Here is a 22,423-nt window from a genome sequence, read left to right on the forward strand (position 1 = left end):
TCTTAATTTTGGAGAGAGAAAAGTTGAAATTAAGCGTAAGGTCAAGGCCTGCCCTGGCCTCCGGCTCGTAGAGACATGAGCCTACGCCTCGGAGAGTGCGATGTAATAAAGTCCGTTTATGCTGGGCTATTCCCAGTAAATATCACATATTGGTAACAATATTATTGTATCCAGGTCTGGGCCAGGGATCTGAATTAAGTGATCAACAGGATGAAAAAACAATCAAGTCTATCCCTGGCCCAGACCTGGATTTACAAGTTTGCATCTTTGGGTCTGGACTATATATTTTACAGCATCCTTAGTATGTTCTATGGAAGTCGCGCCAGGGCGGGCCTGTTATCCGGTCAAAGATAGCTGAACTGTTACAATTTTTTCAATTTCCGTCTCAGGGAAACCATGGCCCTGTAAGCCTTTTGCTTAACAGCGGCCGGAGTGCTCTCTACAATCCGGGCGATCTCTTCGTAGGACAACTCGCTGTATTTGTTCAAAAGAAGAATTTCTCTTAAATCCCGGGGCAGCGTATGGATTTCGCGCTGGACTATCTCGCTCATTTCAGTATCTTCCAGTTTTTCAGGAGGCTGTTTGGACAAGTCCATGGCCTTTTTTACATAATTTTCCTGGTCATAAAAGATATGCCTTTTTTCCCAGGTTTTTAAGGCGTCTAAACAGAGATTTCGTCCGATGGTGAAAAGGTAGGTTGAGAAATGGGCTGTTTTTCGGTAGCTTTTTCTTTTTTTAAAAATACGGAGAAATGCTTCCTGAAGGATGTCTTCCGCCAAGTTTCTTTCCCTGACAAACCTCAAAATAAAATGGAAAAGCCGTTTGTTATAACGGTCATAAAGCACCTCAAAGGCCTGCATGTCCCCCTTTTGGACTCTCAGCATCAATTCCTCATCGCTGTGCAGGATTTCTTTTTCCATCTCAGTTGTCGAGCGCCTCCAATATCGGGCATCCGCAGATTGGGCCTCTACCCGCGCACTGCCTGGCCATCTTTAACAGCGCTGCTTTCATTTGCTCAAGATCGGCTATCTTTTTATCAATATCCGCAATCTTGGTCTCTACCCGCCCTTTGATATCGGCACGGTTCGTACCGGGTTTAATTCTTAAGGACAGGAGTTCTGAAATCTCCTTAAGAGAGAAACCAAGTGCCTGGGAGCGTTTGATAAATCCCGTGCGCTTAACTGCTTCCAAAGAATACTCCCTATGACCACTCTTGTTGCGGGGAGGTTCAGGGATTAGTCCCCGGCGCTCATAATAACGAATAGTCTCAAGATTCACATTTGCCTTTTTAGCCAATTGGCCAATGGTCAGCTTTTCCATGATTTTCTCCTTTGCCCACAAGTTACCCCTGTACCATCCTAATCTTTTGTGGCCTTGATGGGTCCATAAAATCCAACCACAGGCTCCTTGGTCTGGTCGTTATCAGTAAAGAGCCCAAGGGCTTTGGGGTTCTTTGCCGGGTATTCACCATAGACCCGTTTGTAGTCCTCTAAAAGATTTCGCTTTTCGGTTATCCAGCGACCCTTTTTCTCTTCTCCGGCTTCCAGAATAAAATAGGGATGATGAGGATTCATGACGATTTGCCCCGGCTGATGGTTTGGCCCCGTCCACACGTACGCTATACTTTTTGTCTTCCAGGGCTGCAGCCATGAGTGTGGAAAAATTACAAAAACCCCGAGAGCCATATCCTCTCTTTCTTTTATTGTCAGATCGGCAGTTTTGTGAGCCTTTTCCAGTTTCCATTCCCATTGCAACCATGGATACTCCTTCACGGAATAATTGATTTTTTTATACAACCCTGAGGAAGACTCCTGACCCACCGCCCGAATTGCCGGTTTACCCTCGTCTCTCACAAGCGCATATCGGGTTTCGTTTACAAATTTCCGATGCTTCCACTCCTGATCCAAAGGTTGATTGAGTCTGGTTAGAAATAAGACCTGTTTTTGCGATGCATAACCATCTTGTCCATTAGCAAAGGGTACCGTTGGCACAAGGAGGAAAGACAAGTATATTAACCAACAAATAACTTTAACCTTTCTATACATATCCGATGGCCTCTATGGGACTCAGCCTGCTGGCCCTTAAAATAGCATATAGGCTGCTAATACCGGCGACGACGATACTCACGAGCAACAATGTCAGAACAACCCTTCCCGAAACCGCATAGGGTATTGTGAGATTATCAAAGAGACTCTGTCCATATTGCCCGGGTAAATACACGTAGTATATGGCGGTAAAAAAGGTCTTTCCAACCAACGGCCCTATAAATTTAAAAAGAATAACACCTGTGATGCCACCCAGCAGAGCGAGCACCACCGATTCCGTCAAGTATTGTTTCGCCAGGTCGGGTGTTCCCGCTCCCAGGGCCTTCATGGTTCCTATCTCTTTATGGCGCTCGTCTACAGACAGGAGCATGGAAAATAGAAGGATCAAAACCATCAGCATAATCGATAGAATAATCCAGACTTCAGATATCCTCTCAATGGTTCCCAGGGCTCTACTTACAAATCTGGCTCCCGACTTTTGAGTAACCACGTCCACCTGGTCGCCCAATTTTTCCATAATCTCTGCGGCTACCTGCTCAACATTATCCACGGAATAAACCGTTACATAGACACTTGATATCCTATCTTGCATGCCATAATGCTTTTTGAATGTGTTATAGGGAATGAACATTTGGTGATCTCCGTAGTTATACCCGCTTTCGAAGATTCCGATCACTTTGAACGGCTTGCCCCCAATAGATTTGAGCCCTTTTTTCACAAGGCCGGGACCCGGTCTCAAGACTTCTTTTTCAAAGTAGGTTTCATCATTAAACGCTTTTAAGTCGATTCCCATAGTCTTGGCGTACTCCTTGCCCAGGATAGCTACGTCTTGCCCATTATCGATAGCGGTAAAATCTCGTCCAAGGATAATGTTCGGATAGCCCACTTCTCCATGAGAGCCAAGTCTTTTTCGAGCACCGGCCCTTATGCCGATATGAAGCGTCATGTAATATCCCGCAATCGGTTCAATCGCCGTCAGGTATGGTGTGACTTCTGTAACATGTTCAATGGTTCCTAACTGATTGATAATTTTTTCCGGCAGCGGCTGGTTTAATCCACCCGCAATATTAACCGTACCGAACCCCCCTTTCGGCTTGACCTGAATCAGATTGCCGATATTTTCCTTTACTCTGGCAGTCTGAAAGTCAATGCCTGCTCCCATAGCAACCATCATCAAGACACTAAAAAAAGGCAAGGAGATCAGAAAAACTATGATAAAGGTTCTGATCTTATTGCGATATATATTTTTCAATCCGTACAGGAGCATTCCCATGACAACCGCCCTTCCTTGTTTGGCGCTTTGTGGCTTGGTTTTTTCCCATACCTTTAGACCGGCAGCTACCCCATCCGCAAGGTATCCACGGGGCTAAGTCTCCAAGATCGAATGATGGGGTAGACACTCCCTGCGATTCCTAAGACAACGGAAGCTATAATCATTTCAATAACAGTTAAAAAAGGCAGCGGCGTAGTGACCAACTGAAACGAGATATTCGTCCAAGTGAGGCTGAAAAAGTACAAACCTACGGCAGATACGGCCAGGCCCCCCACACCGCCCAGAAGGGTGAGAAAAATCGATTCCAGTACAAACTGCTTGGCTATATCAGTATTTGATGCGCCTAACGCTTTTAGGATGCCCACCTCTGTCTGCCGCTCACGGAATACAAGCATCATGACAAAGATGATTAAAAGGGCTCCCACGACAAAGAAGAAAAACGAGGAGTAGAGCGTCGTACTTCCGATAACCTCAAGGGATGATTTGACAAACTCAATGGAGGCTTCGTTGGCAATAATATCCGCTTCTTTTAGGATGGTTTTTAATTCCTGGACCACACTTTTCGTGTTCCGGATATTGTCCACCGTGACAAAAAATTTGGAAACCCCTTTCGGATTGTAAAGCTTTTTCATAATGTTAAATGGAACAAATGTCTGGTTGTCGGTGAACTCATTACCTGAAGCAAAAATGCCGATGACGGTAAAAGCCGTTTCATTAAATTGGACCGTGGCCCTCTCAACATCATCAACGAATATGCCTTTCTTTTCAGCCAATGCTTTTCCCATCACTACAACGGCCTGATCCCTGTCAGATTCAATTAGCCGTCGCCCTGCAACTATGGTCGTATCAATGGGTTCGGGCTCACCTATGACCCTCAGGGAGGACTCCGGGTCCAATCCTATAATGATTTCAAAGGATTCTTCCTCATGGAAAATCCTCTTGATAAGATAGCGCTCTACCTTTGAAATATGAGGAATCCCTTTAATACTCGCCATCGTGCTTTCAAATGGGAATAGCCTTATCCTCACACCCCCCGCACTCAGGCTGCCAACAGGCCTTAGCTCAATAGTGTTCCGAATACGCGTCTCCATCTCAGCATATTTTTGGGAAGAGGTAACGCTTACCTGAACCATAATCACAAAAAGTCCAATGATGAGGCTTAAGAAGATTAACACCAGAGATGTCCTGAATTTTTTTCTACCGATATTGCGTATACTTCGTAAGATGATGTTCATAGAAATGTCTCCTATCGATCTCATGCATGCAATTGACCATCGCTAATGTAAATCACTCTGTCGGCATTGTCCGCGATATGTTCGTCGTGTGTCACAACGATCACGGTCTTCTCTGCGGCAATCTCTCTCAGCAGGTCGCAGATTATCCTACCCGTTTTCGTGTCCAGATTACCCGTGGGCTCATCGGCAAGCACAATAGCGGGATCGTTTGCCAAAGCACGCGCGATGGCAACTCTCTGCTGCTCCCCTCCACTGAGTTCAGTGGGTTTGTGTCGCAATCTGTGATCCAAATGGACTTTTCTCAACAGATGTTGGCCCCTTTCCTTTTTTTGGCGCCGGCCTTTGCGGATGAATTCCATAGGTAGCATCACGTTTTCAAGAGCGCTGAGTATGGGAATGAGATTAAAGGTTTGAAACACAAAGCCGATGTGTTCCCGTCGTACTTTAGCCAGGCCTTTTTGGTCCAGGGCGTTTAAATCCACGCCCACCACCTCTACTTCTCCCTTTGTGGCCTTATCCATTGCTCCGATAACATGCAGTAATGTGGATTTCCCGCTTCCACTGGGGCCTACTATGGCGGTCATAGTAGCTTCCATGACATTCAGATCTATGCCGTCCAAGGCCTTAACCGCCAAATGGCCCTTTCCGTAGGTTTTTACAACACCTATTAATTTAGCTGTACTTTTATCCATACCTTATGGCCTCCATGGGACTCATCTTATGGGTTTTGAGAATGGCATAAGAACTTCCAATCAAACCGACAATTATACTCACAGTAACGAGCAAAATAATCGTTGCGATAGAAAGGTCATAGCGCAGAATAATATTTTCAACCAGGCTTTGCCCGTATTTCCCCGGCATGTAAACATAAAACGTGTGAGTAAAAAAATCCTTCCCGATCCTGGACCCCATAACTTTGAACAGGATAGTTCCCAGAATTCCACCAAGAAGAGTCAGTATAACAGATTCTGTGACAAATTGCTTCCCGATATCGGAGGCGGAAGCGCCCATCGCTTTCAGGGTTCCGATTTCCTTATAGCGCGTGTCAGTGACCAGAAGCATGGAAAATAGGATGATCAAGATCATCAGCAGGATGCTGATGATGACCCATGCCCGTGTAATCTTTTTCATGGTCCCCAGGGCTAGACTCACAAATTTTGCACCACTCTTTGCAGTAATCACGTCCGCCAGGGGTCCTAACCTTTTCCTGACCTCATCTGCGACCTTTTCCAGGTTCTCTACAGAATCTACGGTAATGTATATTTTAGAGACCTCCTCGCTGACTTTATAGTGCCTTTTAAAAGTCTCATAGGGAAGAAACATTTGGTTATCTCCGAAATTATATTCGCTGGAGAAGATCCCCACGATTTTAAAGGGCTTTCCGCCTATGGACCTCAGGCCACTTTTCAACACTCCGGGACCGGGTCGCAGCACCTCTTTTTCAAAGTAGGTTTCGCCGTTAAATGCATCCACATCCACCCCAACCTTATGGGCGTAGGCTTTCCCCACAATAGCCACATCTTGGCCGTTATCTTCCATGGTAAAGTCCCGCCCTTTTATGATTTTAGGGTCGCCTACCTCTCCGTGTGATTCCAGCCGTTTTTTATCTCCGATCCTGACACCCGTGTGAACCGTCATATAGTAATTGGCGATCGGCTCAAGGGCGATGAGGTATGTTTCAACTTTTGTTATATGGCTCAGGCCCTTTATCTTTCCAGTGACGTCGCCCGGCAACAATCTGTTCAACCCACCGGCTTGATTGATATGTCCTAATGAGCCACGGGGGCGTATTTGTATCAGGGTTGCCACATTCTCCCGAATGCGCTTTATCTGATTGTTCATAGCGTTTTCAACGGAAGACATCATTAGCAATACAAAAAAGGGGAGCGCGATGAGAACCACTACTATCAAGGTTCGTATCTTATTTCGCCCTACATTTTTCAAACCATAAAGGAGCATACCCATAATGCAACCCTGTTGTCATGCTTTGAGAAAATTGACTTATATTCGTGACCTATGCCCATACATGATCACTAAAATCACGTCATCTCATGTAGGATAAGTACCGAGGTGCTATTTGCTGGGGGTCCGGTCCGGTATAGATATCCTTGACGACCGCATTAGTAGTTGTATCAATTACCTGGAGGCCCTCTCGCTCTGGATTGGTTACATAAAGCAACCGTCCGCCTCGATCCATGGCCATGTGCTGCGGAGTTCCTTTGGTAACAATCTCTTTAACTACCTTCAGTCGTTCGACATCAATAACTGAGACTGTCCCCGCGTCGATATTGGTTACATAAAGCCAACGGCCATCGGGGGTGATGGCGGCAGCCATGGGGTGGTGGCCCACTTTGATGGTCTTTAAGATCACTCCGGCCTCTGCATCCACTACTGCGAGGGTATCACTACTATAATTTGTTACAAAGACCAGCTTGCTGTCACGACTAACTGTGATATGATTAGGATTTTCGGCCATGGCTAAGGTCTTCAGGACCTTTTCAGCCCGGCCATTCAGGATTGTCACCATATTTTCATCCCAGTTGGTCAGGTATATCCATCTGCCGTTGGGGACAACTCCAAAATGAGTAGCCCGTCTGCTACTTATGGTCCTCTCAACTCGCTGTGTAGACAGGTCAACAACTTGAACCGTACCCCCTTTGAAATTAGCCGCAAAAAGTTTCCGGCCATCCATGGAAGGAACCACATCTGAGGGAAAATCGTCAACAGCAATGGTCTTTACTACTCTGAAGCCATCTACGGAGATGACGGTCAGATCGTCAGATTGCTGATTGGCTGCGTATATATATTTTCCGTCAAGGGTGACAGCGATGCCGTGGGGGAATTTGCCGTCGATCTTAACTGCTGCTGCCACCTCATGGGTGATAGTATCAATGGCCAGGACGGAATCGCAGACGCCCATAGCGACAAAGACGTACTCTCTATCAGACTTCAAGCCGGAAAGTATTTTTTCATGCCAGTTTATGCATCTGAGTCGTACCGCTGCCTTCGGTACCAGATACAGGCTGATGCCGATCCCAACGCTGAGTACCAGAAAAACAACGACACCCCGGATTATTTTTTTCCGTTTCATCAGCTGCTATGCACTCTCAGGCGATTCCACCTGAATCGGTTGACCGACGCTGAGAATCGCATCAAAGAACAGGGACGGCCTTCCCCAGAGCGAGTTGAAAAAGATGGCGGTAACGCTGACTGCCATGGCCGCCATGGCCCAAACCGGATAGATAAGCCCCGTGGCCGCAACGGGAATGCCAATGCCGTTAAACATGAAAGCCAGTACGACGTTTTGCAGCATTTTACGGTAACTCTGACGACTGATCTCACGAGCAGTCAGGGTCAATTTCAAGCGGTTTCCCACAATGATGATGTCGGCCGACTCAATCGCGATATCTGTTCCACTGCCCATGGCAATCCCGATATCCGCCTGCATCAAAGCAGGGGCATCATTGATTCCGTCACCTATCATCGCGACTTTACCTTCAGCCTGAAGCCGGCGTATGATATCTGCTTTATCACCCGGCCGGACACCCGCATAAACTTTTTCGATGCCAACTTCCCGAGCGACACGCCAGGCTGCGCGTTCGTTGTCACCGGTAAGCAAAACCGTTTTTAGCCCGGCCTTTCGCATGGCGGCAGCAGTCTCAACAGCGTCTGGCCGGAGTTTGTCACCCAAGGCCATAATACCGACCAGATCTTCATTCTTAGCAACTGCAATTACTGTCCGTCCGGCCTCTTCTAATGCACCGATCCGATCAGCAAGATGATCCAGGCTTATTCCCTGTTCCTGCATGAAACTGGGACTGCCTACCAGAATGTTGGCACCTTCTATGTATGCCGTAACACCTTGGCCGGGTAAGGCCTCGAATTGATCTGCCTCCGGCAGGTCTACTCCACGTTCGGAAGCAGCATTGACAATCGCCTGTGCCAACGGATGTTCAGAGGACGCCTCCGCAGCTCCTGCAAGCGCCAGAAGCTCATGCTCGGTGGATTCTATGGTTTCAATCTCTCTAACCAGCGGACGCCCCTCGGTTAGTGTCCCGGTCTTGTCAAAGACAACATGGGTTGAGAGCCTGTATCCCTGGAAGGCTTCCCCGGTGCGCATGAGTATGCCTTTTTCGGCAGCTTCTCCTGCGCCGCGAACAATGGAAAGCGGCGCTGAAATGCCAAGTGCACAGGGATATCCCATGACCAGCACGCTCAATCCGGCAAAAACAGCCCGCTGCAAATCTACGGTCCGGCCAAGCAAAAGAGGACCTACAAGCCAGCCAATAAGAGCAAGTATCGATAAGGCTAGAATTGTGGGCGTGTAAATACGCAGCACACGATCCACCAGATGCAACAATCCGGGCTTTAGGGCCCGCGCATCTTCAACTTGACGGATGATTTGCTGAAGAAAGCTCTCATCCCCGACCGCCGTGACCCTTATTAGCAGCGTCCCGGTGCCGTTAATCGATCCCCCGACGACAGTGTCCCCTTTTAGTTTCTCAACCGGCATGGGTTCACCTGTGACCAAAGACTGATCCACGGCAGAAGCACCGCTAAACACTTCACCATCAACAGGTATGCGTTCACCAGGTCTGATTCGAACCAGATCACCTACGACAACATCATCGACCGGAAGTTCAAGTTCCTTATCCTCCCGCAGCACCCTGGCCGTATCCGGCTGGAGGTCAAGTAGTCGCTTCACAGCCTGAGAACTACGGGTCTTAACAATCAGAGACAGCCACTCCGAAAAGATATGGTAGGTTACAACCATGACTGATACAGCAAAAAATGAAGTTGTGGGATAACCGGGAGGGTTAAAGATAAGGCCGAGGAGACCCCCTGCCAGGCCGGCAAAGGCCCCGACTTCCAGCAACACGTGCTGGTTTAGAATGCCGCGACGCGCTGACTGGATTGCCATATGGAGGATATGGTTTCCAATGCCGAATATGAGGACGACGGCCAGCCCGCCCACAATGAACGGCGTTGCCTCTTTCATAAGCTCCTGCCGCTGGAAAAGCAACAAGGCTACCGTTGCTGCGCTCAGGCCCGCAGCGCCCCCGATAGCTGCCGACAGGCCGTATGACCTTCGCAGGACAAGGAAAAGAAGTGCTACCATGCTGGCAAACACCACCGCGGGCAAAGCAATGGTCCAACCACCTGAGGGGTCGGCATTAAGGGCGATTGCGACCAAGCTGAATGCAATCGCTGTAAGAAAGCGCTTCCCCTCACGAATCAGGTCTTGCTCTTCCTCTTCGAAAGGCCGCACTTTACGTGGATCTGAGATGGTATAACCGATGTCACGAAGTGTCTGAAGCAGCTCTTCGGGACGTACCACAACCGGATCATACTCTACCAAAGCCTGCTCATGGGTTAAGCTGACCGCGACGTTATCAACGCCTGGATGGTTGCCCAGCGCCTTTTCAATAGTGCCGGTGCAAAGCGAACAGTGAAGACCGCCGATCCTGGCCCGAATTCTGGCCCGATCAGGCCTGTTTGAAAGCTCCTCGCTCCACAAAGGTGGAGTGGATTCTATTGTGCTTGATATGTTCATAATAGTTCCTCCTGTTGACATATATTTTTACAGTTTTTTCCACTTTGCACCTCCAATGGCAATATAAGACCTGTACCCTGGTACAGGTCAAGGGCTATTAGAAAAAAAAGTTGGAAATTCTAACTTACATTGAGTTTTCAAAAAGGTTGTTCAGTAGGAGAAATCTTGAACTGAGGCTAAAGACTGTGCATCGTAGCCTTAAATTTTAAGAAGTGTTATTTGGGGTCGGGCCACAGTAACCTACTATAATAACAGCAAATGAAGCTTAAAATAGGCCCTAAAATCGTCTTAAACAGCTCTTTTTGACCCTGAAAATGCCCTTTTAAGGCCTTATTATTGTTTATAGTTTCGTTCCATTTTAAGGTAAAATATTCTGTATGATCTCCTCAACCACAGTGTAGGGATCTCTCTCCCTTTTCGCTATAGTCTCTAACATGCGGTCCAGATTCCCATTCTGACTTAATTTTTGTAAAAGTTTGTTCATTAACGAAGATCTAAGGATTTCGAGAAATTCAATTTTCACTCTCTCCTTCTCACGCTGCTGACGAAGCCCTTTTCGATTAAGCATCTCTTGGTGTCGATGGATTCCCAACATCAATTTATTGATTCCCACTCCCTTAAGAGCTTCTGTCCTGTAAATAGGTATCGTCCAATCATCAGAACGGTTATCCCCAGTTTGCAACATAAAACTAAGTTCTTGTTCGAGCCGGTCGGCGCCTTCCCGCTCGCATTTATTTATTACAAATATGTCCCCAATCTCCAAGACTCCAGCTTTCATAGCTTGAATACTATCGCCTAACCCCGGTACCAAGACCACGATCGTGGTATCAGCAGCGTTGACGATGTCTACCTCATCTTGTCCCACCCCAACAGTTTCTACAAAGATACTGTCTTTCCCCATGGCATCCATCACCTTGATGATGTCATGGGTAGAGCGGGAAATCCCTCCCAAATGTCCTCTCGTGGCCAGACTGCGAATAAAGACTCCTTCATCGGTACTGTGGGATTGCATCCTGACCCGATCCCCTAAAATGGCTCCCCCGCTAAAAGGGCTGGTGGGATCAACTGCTATGACTCCCACTGTTTTCGATCCGCTTCTAAAAGCTTCTACCATTTTGTTCACAAGGGTACTTTTCCCCACACCAGAAGAGCCGGTGATGCCGATAATCCAGGCCTTACCGGTCTTTGGGTATAGCTCCTTCAGTTCTTTTATCGCCGAATCAATCTCTTCGTCGATATCTGTCATCAGACGTGAAGCAGCTGTTAAGTCCCCATTTAAGATCTTCTGTGACAGGCTCATATTTACCTCTTTCACTTATCCTCCAAATAATTTCCGGATAACTTTATATCCGGTTCCATTTGTTTACTTTTGCCAACAAATCTGCCTCTTTCTTGCAGAAATTTTGAATAGTCAAGGTATCCTCACAAGACGGAAGCCCAGAAAATAGTCCCGGTCCCGGCCATTAGGCGGATGGTCGCTGCGACCGGCACAACGCACACCCGCCGGCCAGCTGTACCAGCATCCGCCCCGGATCACCCGGTACGATCCGTCACCCGTGAATACAGGATTGTTACGCTGGTGATTGCCATAGGCATCCTTGCCGTATATGTCCTCATTCCATTCAAACACATTACCAAGCATGTCATAAAGTCCAAATGCATTGGGTGTAAAGCTTCCTACGGGTGCCGTCACTTCGTAGCCGTCTTCACAATTGTTAACCTCCCAATAGGGCCACTCGCGTTCCGCCGTAAGATCCCCTACATTGGCATACTCACACGCCTTATCCGGATCATCACCCCAGTATCGAGCTGTGGTCGTTTCCGCCCTGCAAGCATACTCCCACTCTGCTTCGGTGGGAAGCCTGAAATGATATCGTTTATGGTTCTGCTCATTGAGCCACTTCGCAAAGGCTTTGGCATCATGCCAGCTCATATAGACAACCGGCTGGTCGTCTCTGTTAAGGGAGAAACCTCTGTGTTCCTGACTGACGTGATCGATTTTAAATTGCCGGTATTGCGCATTCGTCACCTCGGTCTTCCCCATCCAGAATCCGTCCACGCACACTTTATGCACCAGGCCTTCGTCCGGGTCTCGTCCAGCCTCGCCTGAAGGACTTCCCATTTGAAAACACCCACCAGGTACCCAAACAAATGCCATTCCGGTCACAGGTTCATGCCAGATCCCCCCTGGTTTAGAAATTCCCCGACCAGCCCATAACAAAGGAAAAGACCAAACGACCAACGTCATCGTTAAAAATGAAATAAGAATTAATTTGTCTTTTTTTAAGTTAAATTTTCTTCTCATGGCCTCACCTGCAAGACGAAATGATTAAAAGGAGATGTTCAATAGGTGTATCCGTACCCGCATTTTTTCCTTAACACCCCTTGAATTTCACCACAGGTCGCGCTGGCCTCCACAGCCTTGATAATGCTGGGCATCAATGTTCCGCAGGATGCCGGCCACTCAGCCAGGAACTTTTCCGTGGCGTCGCTCAGGTCTTCCAGCGCCATCTCCATTTGGCGAGTGTCTCGATTCGCCTTAAAATGTTTGACCCTATCCACAGCATCTTGTTCGTAGCTGGGGTCATGTTTAAACACATTGACTTTTTGGGTGTCTTTCTCAAGGCGATATTTATTTACGCCGACCACCACTTTTTCCCCTGTGTTTAATTTCTCTTGCAACTCATTGGCTGAACGCTCAAGCTCCATCCTGAACCATCCGGAAGCCCAGCACTTAAAGGCCCCACCCTTTCCCTCTATCTTGGTGATCAATTCAGATGCCATTTTCTCTATTTCAGCAGTCAATGATTCTACATAGTAGGAGCCCCCTAGCGGGTCTGTTACGGCAGGAATGTTGGTTTCGTGGTAGAGTATCTGCTGTGTCCGGACGGCAAGTTGTACTGATTCTTTGCTGGGAATGGCCAGGGCCTCATCGTATGAGGCTGTCCAGATACCGTCTACACCGGCTAATACTCCGGCTAAAGTGAGGATGGTTAACCTGATGATATTATTCAATGGCTCTTGGGCTGGGCAGCTGAGCCCCCCAGTCATTGAGCTTACAAAAATGCTCAATGCCCGAGGGTCGGTGCACCCGTAACGCTCTTTCATGGTCTTGGCCCACAATCTGCGCCAGGCGCGGATTTTTGAGACTTCCTCGAAAATATCCATCCCGAGATGCGCATGGTACCAAAACCTTGATGCCACTTCATTGGGATCAAGCCCGACTTTACAGCATGCGTCCATTATTGCCATTGCCACTGCAATGGTAAAGGCCACTTCTTGCACTGGCGTTGCACCGCATTGAACCATATTGTAGCCGCTGACACTGGTGTGCAGGGTGAGCGGCATATTTTTGATGCGGAAGTTGATATTCTCGACCATCATTTTCAATGCATTTTCCGGTGGAAATGAGATGGTATCCCAATTCCACTGGCCGTACAAGATATGTGGCGTCTGCATCTTGAGTTGAGATATATTGTAGCCCTGCTGCTGCGCAAAAACCGCAAACATCGCCGTGAGGGTGAGTGTGGGATCAAAGGTGATGAAGGTGATATTTAACTTATCCAAAGGTAAGTCGCCAAAGAGCAGGTCAAGATCTTCAATCGTGCTCACTGAGAGCCCGCAATCGCCGACCCTTCCCCGGGCTTCGATATCATCGGCATCATAGCCTCGCTGATGGGGCAAATCGGTAAGGATGTTGAACTTGGGATACTCACTCTCGCTGTCTTCCCTGCCCACATGCAACCTCATTCCCAACTTTTTCAGATATTCCCAGCGTTCTTTGGTGTCTTTACCCGTGCCATAGCCAAAGCCAGTCCGCATCATCCACGGGAGTTCACGATATCCCAATGGTGCCGCTCCCCTGGTAAAGGGGTGCACGCCTGGAAAACCTATATTTTTTAACTCCAGGCCCTCAATATCAAGGGGGGAATAAACCGGTTTTAATTCTATGCCGGAGGCATTGGTGGGCGTTTGGTCATTTTCTATCCTAATTTTTTCGTGGCATTCCTTTTCCCAAATATTCTTAAGCCTCACGATATGTGCTCGTGCTTCTTTCTCAAGCATCTAAAATCCTCCTTATCTTTACATTGATTTCGAAAACCGTGACCTTTAAGCCTAAATTCTCTGCGGTTAAAACAAATCCGTTTTTGATTCTCCGCCGGGGCGGATCCGGGTTAGGCCTAACGTTTACGTACATTTTCTTTTACGAAAGTGATGATATCTTCAATGGGAGTGCCCGGAGTGAATACTCCTTTCAATCCCTTACGTTTCAGATCTGCGGCCGCATCTTCATGAATAGTCCCACCGAGGATGACCAGCACATCGGTCATCTGCTTTTCCCTAAGAAGATCCAGAGCTCTGGATGTGTCATACATCAGACCGGAACCGTAAAAACTCAGGCCAATCACAGTCGCATCCTCCTGCTGGGCAATAGCAACCACCTCATCAACAATCCGATATCGAATGAAAATCACCTCCATGCCTTGATCGCGAAAGACCTTTGCCAAATACCTCACACCTCTGTCATGTGCGTCCATGTCTGATTTAGCCAAAACCACCCTAATCTTTTTGCTTTCAACAGGTGAACCCATAACGATGAACCTCCTGTGTTGAGTCCTGCCTCCCTCCAAGTCATTACCAGGGAAAAAGATCTCCAATATTTATTTCATTTGTGCTACAAAGTAGTATATTGCTATTATCACACTTTTTCCATAAATAGCAATATTTCAGTTGTTGTTTGGTCTACTCAATCGAAAGCATCATTACTGTCCCAGTATCTGTTTGGCTATGAGAAGAAATGAATTTCCGTTGAAGGGTATTTTTAAGAATTTCATGCCCTTAAAAGAATATTTCATTAAGGGCCGATGGCATCTGGCAATAGGATTACTGAGCCTCCTGTTAGTGGACTTGCTGCAGGTATTGATCCCTCAGGTTATCAAAAGGGCCATCGACTCTCTCACCTTTAAAACTGCAACCTCCGGCGTTCTTTTCAAATATGGCCTGATTATCATATCCATTGCTTTGGTTATCGCTTTGTTCCGCTATATTTGGCGGAATCTCTTATTTGGTCATGCCAGGAAAGTGGAAGAGGGGCTTCGAAACAGGCTGTACGATCGTCTTCAGTCTTTATCCCCTTCTTTTTATCAAAGAACCAAGACCGGAGACCTCATGGCCAGGGCAACCAGCGATATTGACGCCATCGGGATGGCAACCGGATTAGGTATATTTGCAGTGACTGACAGTGTGGTTCTGGGCGTGATGACGATCGTATTCATGTTATCTATCAACCCTGTTCTGACCCTCATTTGCCTAATTCCGGCACCCATCCTGGTCGGCTGTACAATACTTCTATCCCGCCGAATGTCCACCGGATATGAGCGGGTTCAAAGGACATTTGCAGATATGACCGAAAAGGTTCGGGAGGCTTTTGCAGGCGTCCGGGTCGTCAAAGCTTACTCCAGGGAGTTGTGGGAATATAAAAAAATTGAAGCAGAGGGTGAGAAATATATATCCGAAAATATGCAGCTGGCAAGAACCATCGCCGTTTTTTTCCCCTTAATGGCTATTTTTGCCAACTTGGGTTTGGCCATTGTGATCTGGATGGGAGGTCGATTAACCATCCTGGGACATATAACCACAGGCGATTTTGTTGCCTTCATCAGTTACCTCTACCTTCTGGCCTGGTCTTTGACGGCCATGGGTTGGGTTGTAAACCTTGTCCAGAGAGGCTCTGCATCCATGCGCAGGATCAATCACATTCTTGAGGAAGTCCCCGAAATTATTGATCTGCCTAATCCCCTGCATGTCACTCAAATAATGGGTAGCGTCAAATTCAAAGAGCTCAGTTTTAAATATCCCGGGCAGAAAAGGTACGCACTAAAGAGTATTCATCTCACTATCGGAAGGGGACAAACCGTGGCACTAGTGGGTGAGGTTGGCTCTGGAAAGACGACGCTTCTTAAAATCATTCCCCGCCTTTTCGATATACCCCGGGGTACCGTTTTTATTGATGGTATGGATGTGCATGATATTTCTCTAAAAACCCTGAGACAAAATATTGGTTTTGTGACTCAGGAAACGATTATTTTTTCTGATACCATTCGAAACAATATCCTGTTTGGCAGGAACGGAATTTCAGAAACTGCTCTGGAAGCCGTTTTAAGAGCGACTCAGATTTATGATGAGATCCAGACCTTTGAAAAAGGTGTGGATACGTTTCTTGGTGAAAGGGGGGTTACCCTTTCAGGAGGTCAGCGGCAGCGCCTGACCATTGCCCGCGCCCTCATTTCAGATCCGCCCATCATGATCCTGGATGATGCGCTCTCGATGGTGGATACTCGCACCGAGGCACGCATCCTGGACCGTATCTTAGAATTTAGAAAACATAAAACAAATCTGATCGTTTCACACAGAGTTTCAACCATAAGCAGGGCAGATCTCATCGTGGTTCTGAAAAGTGGAGAGCTGTTAGAGACCGGTAAACACACCACCCTTATAGAAGCAGGGAATGAATACGCCCGACTCTACGAAAGACAACTTATAGCCCAAGAATTGGAGATCTGAATTATCTAATCATGCACAGCGAATATGGATATATGGAAGAGGGAGCATTGGGTAAGGCCTATAATTTAAGGCTGTTGCGGAGATTGGCACATTATGCCGCTCCTTATAAAAAGTTTATATCTACGGCCGTCTTTCTAACCATCCTGATCACAGCCCTGAATCTGACTCTTCCCTATCTTTCAAAAATAGCCATTGATCGATACATTCTTTCCTCTTGGTATCTGGTTGATCTTGCAGTCATGGAAAAGACTATTGTTCAGAAATTTATAAAAAAGTACGGCCATATTTTAGAAATGAGCCCGGATGGTTCCCATGGCCTCATTGCCCACATGGATATCAAAAGCATGGATCCCTCCGAACTTCATGAACACAGGAGCAAGGGCGTCATTTCTGAAAAACGGTTTTACAAAGTCGGAATTGACGCTCAAAACCATTCTATTTTCAGGAACCAGGGCATAGAGACACTGACAATGGCTGACGGCTCCATTCTCGTTCCACTTAGAAACCTCAATAATTTAAAGCCTGAAGAGATTCGAAAAGTAAGGGAGCAGGATATAAGAGGTGTTGCCATGGTTGGTATCGTCCTTTTTGTCTTTCTTTTTACTTCCTTTGGGCTCGGTTATGTAGAACACTATATTCTTGAACTGACCGGCCAGAAAATCATGCAGGATATTCGTCTTCAGTTGTTTCAACGGATACAGTCGCAGTCTGTGAGCTTTTTTGATCGGCACCCGGTGGGGCGTCTGGTCACGCGTGTTACCAATGACGTAGGAAATCTGAACGAGATGTTTAAGTCGGTAGTGGTCGCGGTCTTCAAGGATATTTTTATCCTTACAAGTATACTGGTGGTTCTTCTTTATCTCAATTGGCGTCTGGCCCTAATCTGCTTCACTCTTATTCCCATTATATTCGGGATTACTCTCTTATTCAGCTATTTGGCACGGGAGGCCTTCAGGGAACTCCGGGCAAAAGTAGCAATGATAAACACCTTCCTGGAGGAGTGCATTACGGGCATGCCCGTCATTCAGCTTTTCACCAGAGAAGCATTTCAGATGGCGCGTTTTACCAGGATCAATCATGAAAACTATCTGGCAGGAATGAAACAGATTCGAGTATTTGCCGTTTTTATGCCCCTAATGGAGGCCTTGGCCTCCCTTATCGTGGCCTTGCTTATATGGCACGGTGGTGGAAAAGTTATCAGTGAACAGCTTACCCTGGGCTCGTTGGTCGCCTTTATTGGCTATATCCGAATGTTTTTCAGGCCCCTCCAGGATATCTCCGAAAAATACAACATTATGCAATCGGCCATGGCTTCCACTGAGCGAATCTTGGAGTTCATGGACCACAAGGAGGAGATCCCGGAGCCTGTTAATCCTATAAGATCAACGCAAGTGAAAGGACACTTGCAATTCAAGGATGTCTCTTTCGCCTACAAAGATGATCATTACATCCTGCATAATGTCTCTTTCGAGGTAAAACCTGGAGAAATGGTGGCCATGGTTGGCGCTACAGGGGGAGGAAAAACTACTGTGGTCAACCTTATTGAACGGTTTTATGATCCGGACAAGGGACAAGTCCTGCTAGACGGCATCGACCTAAAGGACTGGTCGAAGAATGAACTTCGGTCCCATATCGGTTTTGTTATGCAGGACGTATTCATTTTTTCAGGTAGCCTTATAGATAATATTTCTTTGGGACAGGATGAGATCAGTGTGGAGGCCATTCAGAAGGCTGTAAGAGAGGCAAATGCCCATAGGTTTATCCGCAGGCTGCCGGATGGCTTCCAACAGGAAATGGGGGAGCGGGGATCAACACTTTCGGGAGGAGAACGCCAACTGTTGTCCTTAGCCAGAGCCTTGGCATATAATCCAAAGGTACTTATACTTGATGAGGCCACCGCGAGCGTTGATCCCGAAACGGAACGACTGATACAGGAAGCCATTTTCAAAATGGCCAAAAGGTGCACCACCTTTGTTGTGGCGCATAGGCTCTCCACGATCCGTAAAGCGGATCGTATCCTGGTCATGCATCATGGCCAAATCCGAGAGCATGGTACCCATGAAGAGTTGATGTCCCTGCGCGGAATTTATTATAAGCTGAATAAATTTCGAGAGGTTGAGAAATATTAATTGGCAACTGCTTTCGAGGAAAGATCCTGGACAGAATTAACCAGATCCTTAAGCGGGAAGGGTTTTGTGAAAACAGCATCAAATCCGTTACTTCCAAACAGCCAAGGTGTTCCAGAGAAACCTATGACCGGAGTGTATAGCTTATCTGAATTACGTATGTGCTCAAGAACATTGTTGCCATTTATTCCCGGCATCAGCATGTCAGTGATGACCAAGTCGAAGCAACCGTCGTCAAACTTTTTGATACCCTCTTGTCCATCCTGGGCAATTTCAACCTCAAAGCCTGCTCTTGTTAACGCCAACTGAACTAAGCCCAGAATCATCTTTTCATCATCAATGACTAAAATATTGTGCATGGTATTTTCTCATCATTAACTGTAATCAAACATAAATATCAATAGAGTGGGTGTAATTTGGTTTTACCAATTTTCTTCCGTTAGGTGTATAGTTGCCATCTGATTCATCTGGTTTGCGTATTGTAAATACAACTTTACTTCCATATCGCTTGGGGTAAAGGTCAAGGCAAACCGCAACTTTCTTAGCACTTTCATGCAAAGGAATGAAATTTTGAGTTGATACCAAAGCTTTTGTAGTAGTTATGTTCACAGGCAGATCCCATATCTGAAAATTTTAAAGTAATTTATTAAAAAAACAGAACCATTTTCGACCCTGCTTCTTTTCGCTTGGTTTTCATAATTTTTAATATTTTTTTGCTAATGAATCAAGTAGGATTTGGGGTGGTATATAGTGGGTATAGGACATACCCATACACGCTATTCCGAGGATACAATATCTTGCATCAGATAAGGTTTGCAAAAAGTGTAGATTTTGAAGTTACACTGGGTATTCCGCTTAAGTCACACCAAAATATTAATCGAGTCAATAGTAGATTCGGGACCCCAATCATGTAAATTTTGGGGCTTGATTTTTAGTAGGCTCATGGCAGGAACCTTCAATCTGATGTTAAATAAATTGGTAGGTGTGATAACAGAATGGGGATATATCCCCCTGTGCCCCTGAATAATCAAATGTGCAAAAACCAATTTGCCTATTTTCGGGAACGCATTGCAAAACCCCGCCCGGTGATGGCGCTGTCTCGGTAGATCCAGCCCTCGCGGCCGTGGGGGAAGCCGAAACCCCAAGCCGATGACGAACCTTTTGTTTCCCCCGACCACACCCACCATCCGGTGGTTTCTAACAAAGGTGTCATGTTGCGTGTTCCAACATCTTTTTCATAGAGAGTTTTAAGTTCCTCTCTTGTCGGCATCCGCCAGCCACCGCCAGCCACTTGCAGTCTTTCTACCCATTGCTTAGCCCCGTTCCAGTTTGTTTCCTTATCAGGTCCCGTATACCATTCAAGGCCTGTTTTTTTGTCGTAAATAACTCCATTAGCATACTTAATAAAGGTAGCATCCCGGCCTGCCTCTGTTTCGGCATCAGATGTACAAGAAACTGCCAACAATGCAATCAATACGGCACAAACTATTCTATTCATGGCTTGCATTATCGCCCTATATACGGCTTCCAAATAGGCCCATATATTGTGGGCTATATCGAAGGAAAAATAGAGGACACAAATTCACGATTCCTTGCCTTAATGTACACCAGGGGATTTATTGGGTCAATAGCAGATTCGGGACCCCAATCACGCAAATCTTGGGGCTTGAAAATGTGATAATTAAAGGCAGTAAAACGTAACAAAATCTGATTTATCTATTATAATTAATAAGTTATATTACATTTAATTTTATTAAATGTCAACTGCTTTTGAGGAAAGATCCCGAACAGTATTAATCAGATCCTTAAGCGGGAAAGGTTTTGCGAAAACAGCATCAAAGCCGCTTTCATTAAGGAACCAGGGCGTTCCGGAACAACCTATGATCGGAGTGGAAGGCCTTGTGGAACTGCGGATGTGCTTAACGACATCTCTGCCATTTTTTCCCGGCATCAAAATGTCAGTGATGACCAAATCAAAGTGACCGTCTTCAAACTTTTGGATACCCTTTTGTCCATCCGGGGCAATTTCAACTTCAAAACCAGCCCTCGTTAATGCCAACCGCATTATATACAGAGCTGATTTTTCATCATCAATGACTAAAATATGGTGCATGGTATAAACAGGATAGCCAATTAAGGTTTGGGTTGTTTGCAAGTTTGGGTAGACCACCATAAACTTACATTTATGGAGTTGGGGATATATAAAAGGCCAGCTTAATTGTGTCAAACCGAAAGAAAAGGATTTAGATCAAAGTTATAAACAAGTTATTAACAAAACATACATTGTTGGTATGATTAAATATTCTTTAGTGTCGGCTGCTAAGGAACCAAACACACACCCTTTTTTGAGCTCAGCCTTTTTTTAATTATTTTAAATAGATCCTCCATAATACAGAATTTTGAACAATTTAAGCAAAAGGAATTTTCTTTGAAAATCTCACGAAATCTTCAATTTTCATTAGAAGATACTTCGACATTGCCATAAATTCTCGTACCCAAAAGAAGGTTTCTACCAATTGATTGAAAACCCACATTTTTCTATATATTTAAAAGTCTATATTAGTAAAAATGAGATTTAGTTATTGAATCATTATTCTGAAACACAATACCTTGAATCAGACAAGGCTTGCAAAAACAGACGATTTCTTGCCTGGATGTACACCAGGGGATTTATTGGGGTCAATAGCAGATTCGGAAACCCCCAATCACGCAAATTTTGGGGTTTGATTTTTAGTAGGCTCAAGGCAGGAACCTTCAATCAGCCTAAATTGAATATTCCGTATTGTATTGTTGAATTTTAGGAGCAGGCTGATTTCAATTATAGGATAATTATCGTCGAACGCCAGGCGTGAGCAGCATGCCTTAGTCTTTCAAAAGTCTGAAGCCTTCACGTAAAATTCCAAAAATTACTTTACGTTTACTCCATTCCATTGTTAATTTCCTCATGAGGTGTGTTCATCTTTACTTGATTGCATCCAGTTAGATATAAATTCCGCTATTTTTTCCCAGCCTGGCTCACCCATGACCCAATGGGCATGATTTGCAAATTCTTTATATGTTGAAACCGTCTTATATTTGTTTGCAACCTTTTGAACCACAGAAGCAGGAGTGATCCGATCTTCGGCTCCGGAAACGACCAAAACCGGACAAGTAACCTCTGTTTCATCAACTCTTGCTGCTCCGTCTAAAGGGAAAAGGGGTCAAAGCTTGAATTGTGAATTAAGCTTATTGAATGTAGTTAACAGCTCGTGGTTATCCTTCAGTTTGGATTTTAACGACCTTACAGCATGGCTTACCGCTGAATAGCTTACACCAAATAAGCGGCCAATTTGATCATTGTTACAACCACCCGTTTTCCAAAGCAAATAAATCATTAAATCACGTTTATCTTTCTCGGGTCCCGACACCCGGCCGGCTTCAACAAAACGCTGCACATCGCACTTGAGCATTCGTTCGGCCGTACGCAACATACTAACCGGATCCGAAGGCTTTGCCGTTTGAGTCTGCTGGGGTACGGCTGATTCCGTTTCTGACGGCAAATGCTCTTTGCGAATCCTTTCAACAAAGCTTTTTGATCCTAAAAACAACCCATGCCTTAAGTCCTCCCAAAGACGCTTTTCTTCCTT

The 22,423-nt window shown here is 46.0% G+C and carries 21 protein-coding genes; 3 read left to right on the plus strand and 18 right to left on the minus strand.

Annotated elements, in window-relative coordinates; all coding sequences use genetic code 11:
• Window positions 1-210: 210 nt before the first annotated feature.
• Window positions 211-354 (plus strand): hypothetical protein, encoded by a 144-nt coding sequence (locus V3S16_RS00395; RefSeq protein WP_413882692.1) that lies wholly within the window; start codon window positions 211-213, stop codon window positions 352-354.
• Window positions 355-362: 8 nt separating this feature from the next.
• Here V3S16_RS00395 and V3S16_RS00400 read toward each other — a convergent pair whose 3' ends face one another.
• The 13 genes from V3S16_RS00400 to V3S16_RS00460 form a co-directional block, all read right to left on the minus strand.
• Window positions 363-920, minus strand: a complete 558-nt coding sequence (locus tag V3S16_RS00400) for an RNA polymerase sigma factor (protein WP_413882693.1) — start codon at window positions 918-920, stop codon at window positions 363-365.
• 1 nt (window position 921) lies between these two features.
• Complete coding sequence (locus V3S16_RS00405) at window positions 922-1,320, minus strand: MerR family transcriptional regulator (protein ID WP_413882694.1); 399 nt, start codon at window positions 1,318-1,320, stop codon at window positions 922-924.
• A 38-nt stretch (window positions 1,321-1,358) separates the two neighbouring features.
• On the minus strand, window positions 1,359-2,045 hold the full coding sequence (locus V3S16_RS00410) for a DUF3047 domain-containing protein (protein WP_413882695.1): 687 nt from the start codon (window positions 2,043-2,045) through the stop codon (window positions 1,359-1,361).
• Window positions 2,038-3,318: an ABC transporter permease gene (locus V3S16_RS00415; protein WP_413882696.1), complete on the minus strand. Its 1,281-nt coding sequence runs from the start codon at window positions 3,316-3,318 to the stop codon at window positions 2,038-2,040. The genes V3S16_RS00410 and V3S16_RS00415 overlap by 8 nt, the downstream gene beginning before the upstream one ends.
• Before the next feature lie 65 nt (window positions 3,319-3,383).
• Window positions 3,384-4,553: an ABC transporter permease gene (locus V3S16_RS00420; protein WP_413882697.1), complete on the minus strand. Its 1,170-nt coding sequence runs from the start codon at window positions 4,551-4,553 to the stop codon at window positions 3,384-3,386.
• 20 nt (window positions 4,554-4,573) lie between these two features.
• Window positions 4,574-5,245, minus strand: coding sequence for an ABC transporter ATP-binding protein (locus V3S16_RS00425; protein ID WP_413882698.1), 672 nt, complete (start codon window positions 5,243-5,245; stop codon window positions 4,574-4,576).
• Window positions 5,238-6,518, minus strand: coding sequence for an ABC transporter permease (locus V3S16_RS00430; RefSeq protein ID WP_413882699.1), 1,281 nt, complete (start codon window positions 6,516-6,518; stop codon window positions 5,238-5,240). Before V3S16_RS00430 ends, V3S16_RS00425 begins: the two co-directional genes overlap by 8 nt.
• Window positions 6,519-6,597: 79 nt before the next feature.
• Complete coding sequence (locus V3S16_RS00435) at window positions 6,598-7,644, minus strand: YncE family protein (protein ID WP_413882700.1); 1,047 nt, start codon at window positions 7,642-7,644, stop codon at window positions 6,598-6,600.
• 6 nt (window positions 7,645-7,650) lie between these two features.
• Window positions 7,651-10,107 (minus strand): heavy metal translocating P-type ATPase, encoded by a 2,457-nt coding sequence (locus V3S16_RS00440; protein ID WP_413882701.1) that lies wholly within the window; start codon window positions 10,105-10,107, stop codon window positions 7,651-7,653.
• A gap of 358 nt (window positions 10,108-10,465) precedes the next feature.
• A complete protein-coding gene (gene meaB / locus V3S16_RS00445) occupies window positions 10,466-11,407 on the minus strand; it encodes a methylmalonyl Co-A mutase-associated GTPase MeaB (protein WP_413882702.1) in 942 nt (313 codons plus the stop codon).
• A gap of 111 nt (window positions 11,408-11,518) precedes the next feature.
• The gene (locus tag V3S16_RS00450; protein WP_413882703.1) at window positions 11,519-12,412 is read right to left on the minus strand and encodes a formylglycine-generating enzyme family protein; all 894 of its coding nucleotides are present in this window, start codon (window positions 12,410-12,412) and stop codon (window positions 11,519-11,521) included.
• Window positions 12,413-12,450: 38 nt separating this feature from the next.
• On the minus strand, window positions 12,451-14,172 hold the full coding sequence (locus V3S16_RS00455; protein WP_413882704.1) for a methylmalonyl-CoA mutase family protein: 1,722 nt from the start codon (window positions 14,170-14,172) through the stop codon (window positions 12,451-12,453).
• A gap of 116 nt (window positions 14,173-14,288) precedes the next feature.
• A complete protein-coding gene (locus V3S16_RS00460; protein ID WP_413882705.1) occupies window positions 14,289-14,699 on the minus strand; it encodes a cobalamin B12-binding domain-containing protein in 411 nt (136 codons plus the stop codon).
• Between the two features lie 196 nt (window positions 14,700-14,895).
• On the opposite strand from V3S16_RS00460, the gene V3S16_RS00465 reads away from it, so the two are divergent.
• A complete protein-coding gene (locus V3S16_RS00465; RefSeq protein WP_413882706.1) occupies window positions 14,896-16,671 on the plus strand; it encodes an ABC transporter ATP-binding protein in 1,776 nt (591 codons plus the stop codon).
• Between the two features lie 11 nt (window positions 16,672-16,682).
• Window positions 16,683-18,800, plus strand: coding sequence for an ABC transporter ATP-binding protein (locus tag V3S16_RS00470; RefSeq protein WP_413882707.1), 2,118 nt, complete (start codon window positions 16,683-16,685; stop codon window positions 18,798-18,800).
• Here V3S16_RS00470 and V3S16_RS00475 read toward each other — a convergent pair.
• The 5 genes from V3S16_RS00475 to V3S16_RS00495 form a co-directional block, all read right to left on the minus strand.
• Window positions 18,797-19,156 (minus strand): response regulator, encoded by a 360-nt coding sequence (locus tag V3S16_RS00475; protein WP_413882708.1) that lies wholly within the window; start codon window positions 19,154-19,156, stop codon window positions 18,797-18,799. The genes V3S16_RS00470 and V3S16_RS00475 overlap by 4 nt on opposite strands.
• A 25-nt stretch (window positions 19,157-19,181) precedes the next feature.
• Complete coding sequence (locus V3S16_RS00480) at window positions 19,182-19,406, minus strand: hypothetical protein (RefSeq protein WP_413882709.1); 225 nt, start codon at window positions 19,404-19,406, stop codon at window positions 19,182-19,184.
• Window positions 19,407-19,848: 442 nt separating this feature from the next.
• Entirely contained in the window at window positions 19,849-20,295 is a 447-nt protein-coding gene (locus V3S16_RS00485; RefSeq protein ID WP_413882710.1) for a DUF1566 domain-containing protein, read from the minus strand.
• Window positions 20,296-20,550: 255 nt separating this feature from the next.
• Complete coding sequence (locus V3S16_RS00490; RefSeq protein WP_413882711.1) at window positions 20,551-20,952, minus strand: response regulator; 402 nt, start codon at window positions 20,950-20,952, stop codon at window positions 20,551-20,553.
• Between the two features lie 1,045 nt (window positions 20,953-21,997).
• Window positions 21,998-22,423, minus strand: a 426-nt coding sequence (locus V3S16_RS00495) for a hypothetical protein (RefSeq protein ID WP_413882712.1), incomplete at its 5' end; no start/stop codon positions are given.

Source organism: Candidatus Desulfatibia sp. (assembly GCF_036446775.1).
In the GTDB taxonomy this organism is placed as follows: Bacteria; Desulfobacterota; Desulfobacteria; order Desulfobacterales; family UBA11574; genus Desulfatibia_A.

Excerpts from the sequence above, each read along its gene's own strand:
- V3S16_RS00425 (WP_413882698.1), bottom strand. The coding sequence starts at position 5,245 with ATGGATAAAAGTACAGCTAAATTAATAGGTGTTGTAAAAACCTACGGA.
- V3S16_RS00455 (WP_413882704.1), bottom strand. The coding sequence starts at position 14,172 with ATGCTTGAGAAAGAAGCACGAGCACATATCGTGAGGCTTAAGAATATT.
- V3S16_RS00470 (WP_413882707.1), top strand. The coding sequence starts at position 16,683 with ATGCACAGCGAATATGGATATATGGAAGAGGGAGCATTGGGTAAGGCC.
- V3S16_RS00415 (WP_413882696.1), bottom strand. The coding sequence starts at position 3,318 with ATGGGAATGCTCCTGTACGGATTGAAAAATATATATCGCAATAAGATC.
- V3S16_RS00410 (WP_413882695.1), bottom strand. The coding sequence starts at position 2,045 with ATGTATAGAAAGGTTAAAGTTATTTGTTGGTTAATATACTTGTCTTTC.
- V3S16_RS00420 (WP_413882697.1), bottom strand. The coding sequence starts at position 4,553 with ATGAACATCATCTTACGAAGTATACGCAATATCGGTAGAAAAAAATTC.
- V3S16_RS00430 (WP_413882699.1), bottom strand. The coding sequence starts at position 6,518 with ATGGGTATGCTCCTTTATGGTTTGAAAAATGTAGGGCGAAATAAGATA.
- V3S16_RS00440 (WP_413882701.1), bottom strand. The coding sequence starts at position 10,107 with ATGAACATATCAAGCACAATAGAATCCACTCCACCTTTGTGGAGCGAG.
- V3S16_RS00475 (WP_413882708.1), bottom strand. The coding sequence starts at position 19,156 with ATGCACAATATTTTAGTCATTGATGATGAAAAGATGATTCTGGGCTTA.
- V3S16_RS00395 (WP_413882692.1), top strand. The coding sequence starts at position 211 with ATGAAAAAACAATCAAGTCTATCCCTGGCCCAGACCTGGATTTACAAG.
- V3S16_RS00460 (WP_413882705.1), bottom strand. The coding sequence starts at position 14,699 with ATGGGTTCACCTGTTGAAAGCAAAAAGATTAGGGTGGTTTTGGCTAAA.
- V3S16_RS00405 (WP_413882694.1), bottom strand. The coding sequence starts at position 1,320 with ATGGAAAAGCTGACCATTGGCCAATTGGCTAAAAAGGCAAATGTGAAT.
- V3S16_RS00485 (WP_413882710.1), bottom strand. The coding sequence starts at position 20,295 with ATGAATAGAATAGTTTGTGCCGTATTGATTGCATTGTTGGCAGTTTCT.
- meaB (WP_413882702.1), bottom strand. The coding sequence starts at position 11,407 with ATGAGCCTGTCACAGAAGATCTTAAATGGGGACTTAACAGCTGCTTCA.
- V3S16_RS00450 (WP_413882703.1), bottom strand. The coding sequence starts at position 12,412 with ATGAGAAGAAAATTTAACTTAAAAAAAGACAAATTAATTCTTATTTCA.
- V3S16_RS00435 (WP_413882700.1), bottom strand. The coding sequence starts at position 7,644 with ATGAAACGGAAAAAAATAATCCGGGGTGTCGTTGTTTTTCTGGTACTC.
- V3S16_RS00400 (WP_413882693.1), bottom strand. The coding sequence starts at position 920 with ATGGAAAAAGAAATCCTGCACAGCGATGAGGAATTGATGCTGAGAGTC.
- V3S16_RS00465 (WP_413882706.1), top strand. The coding sequence starts at position 14,896 with ATGAGAAGAAATGAATTTCCGTTGAAGGGTATTTTTAAGAATTTCATG.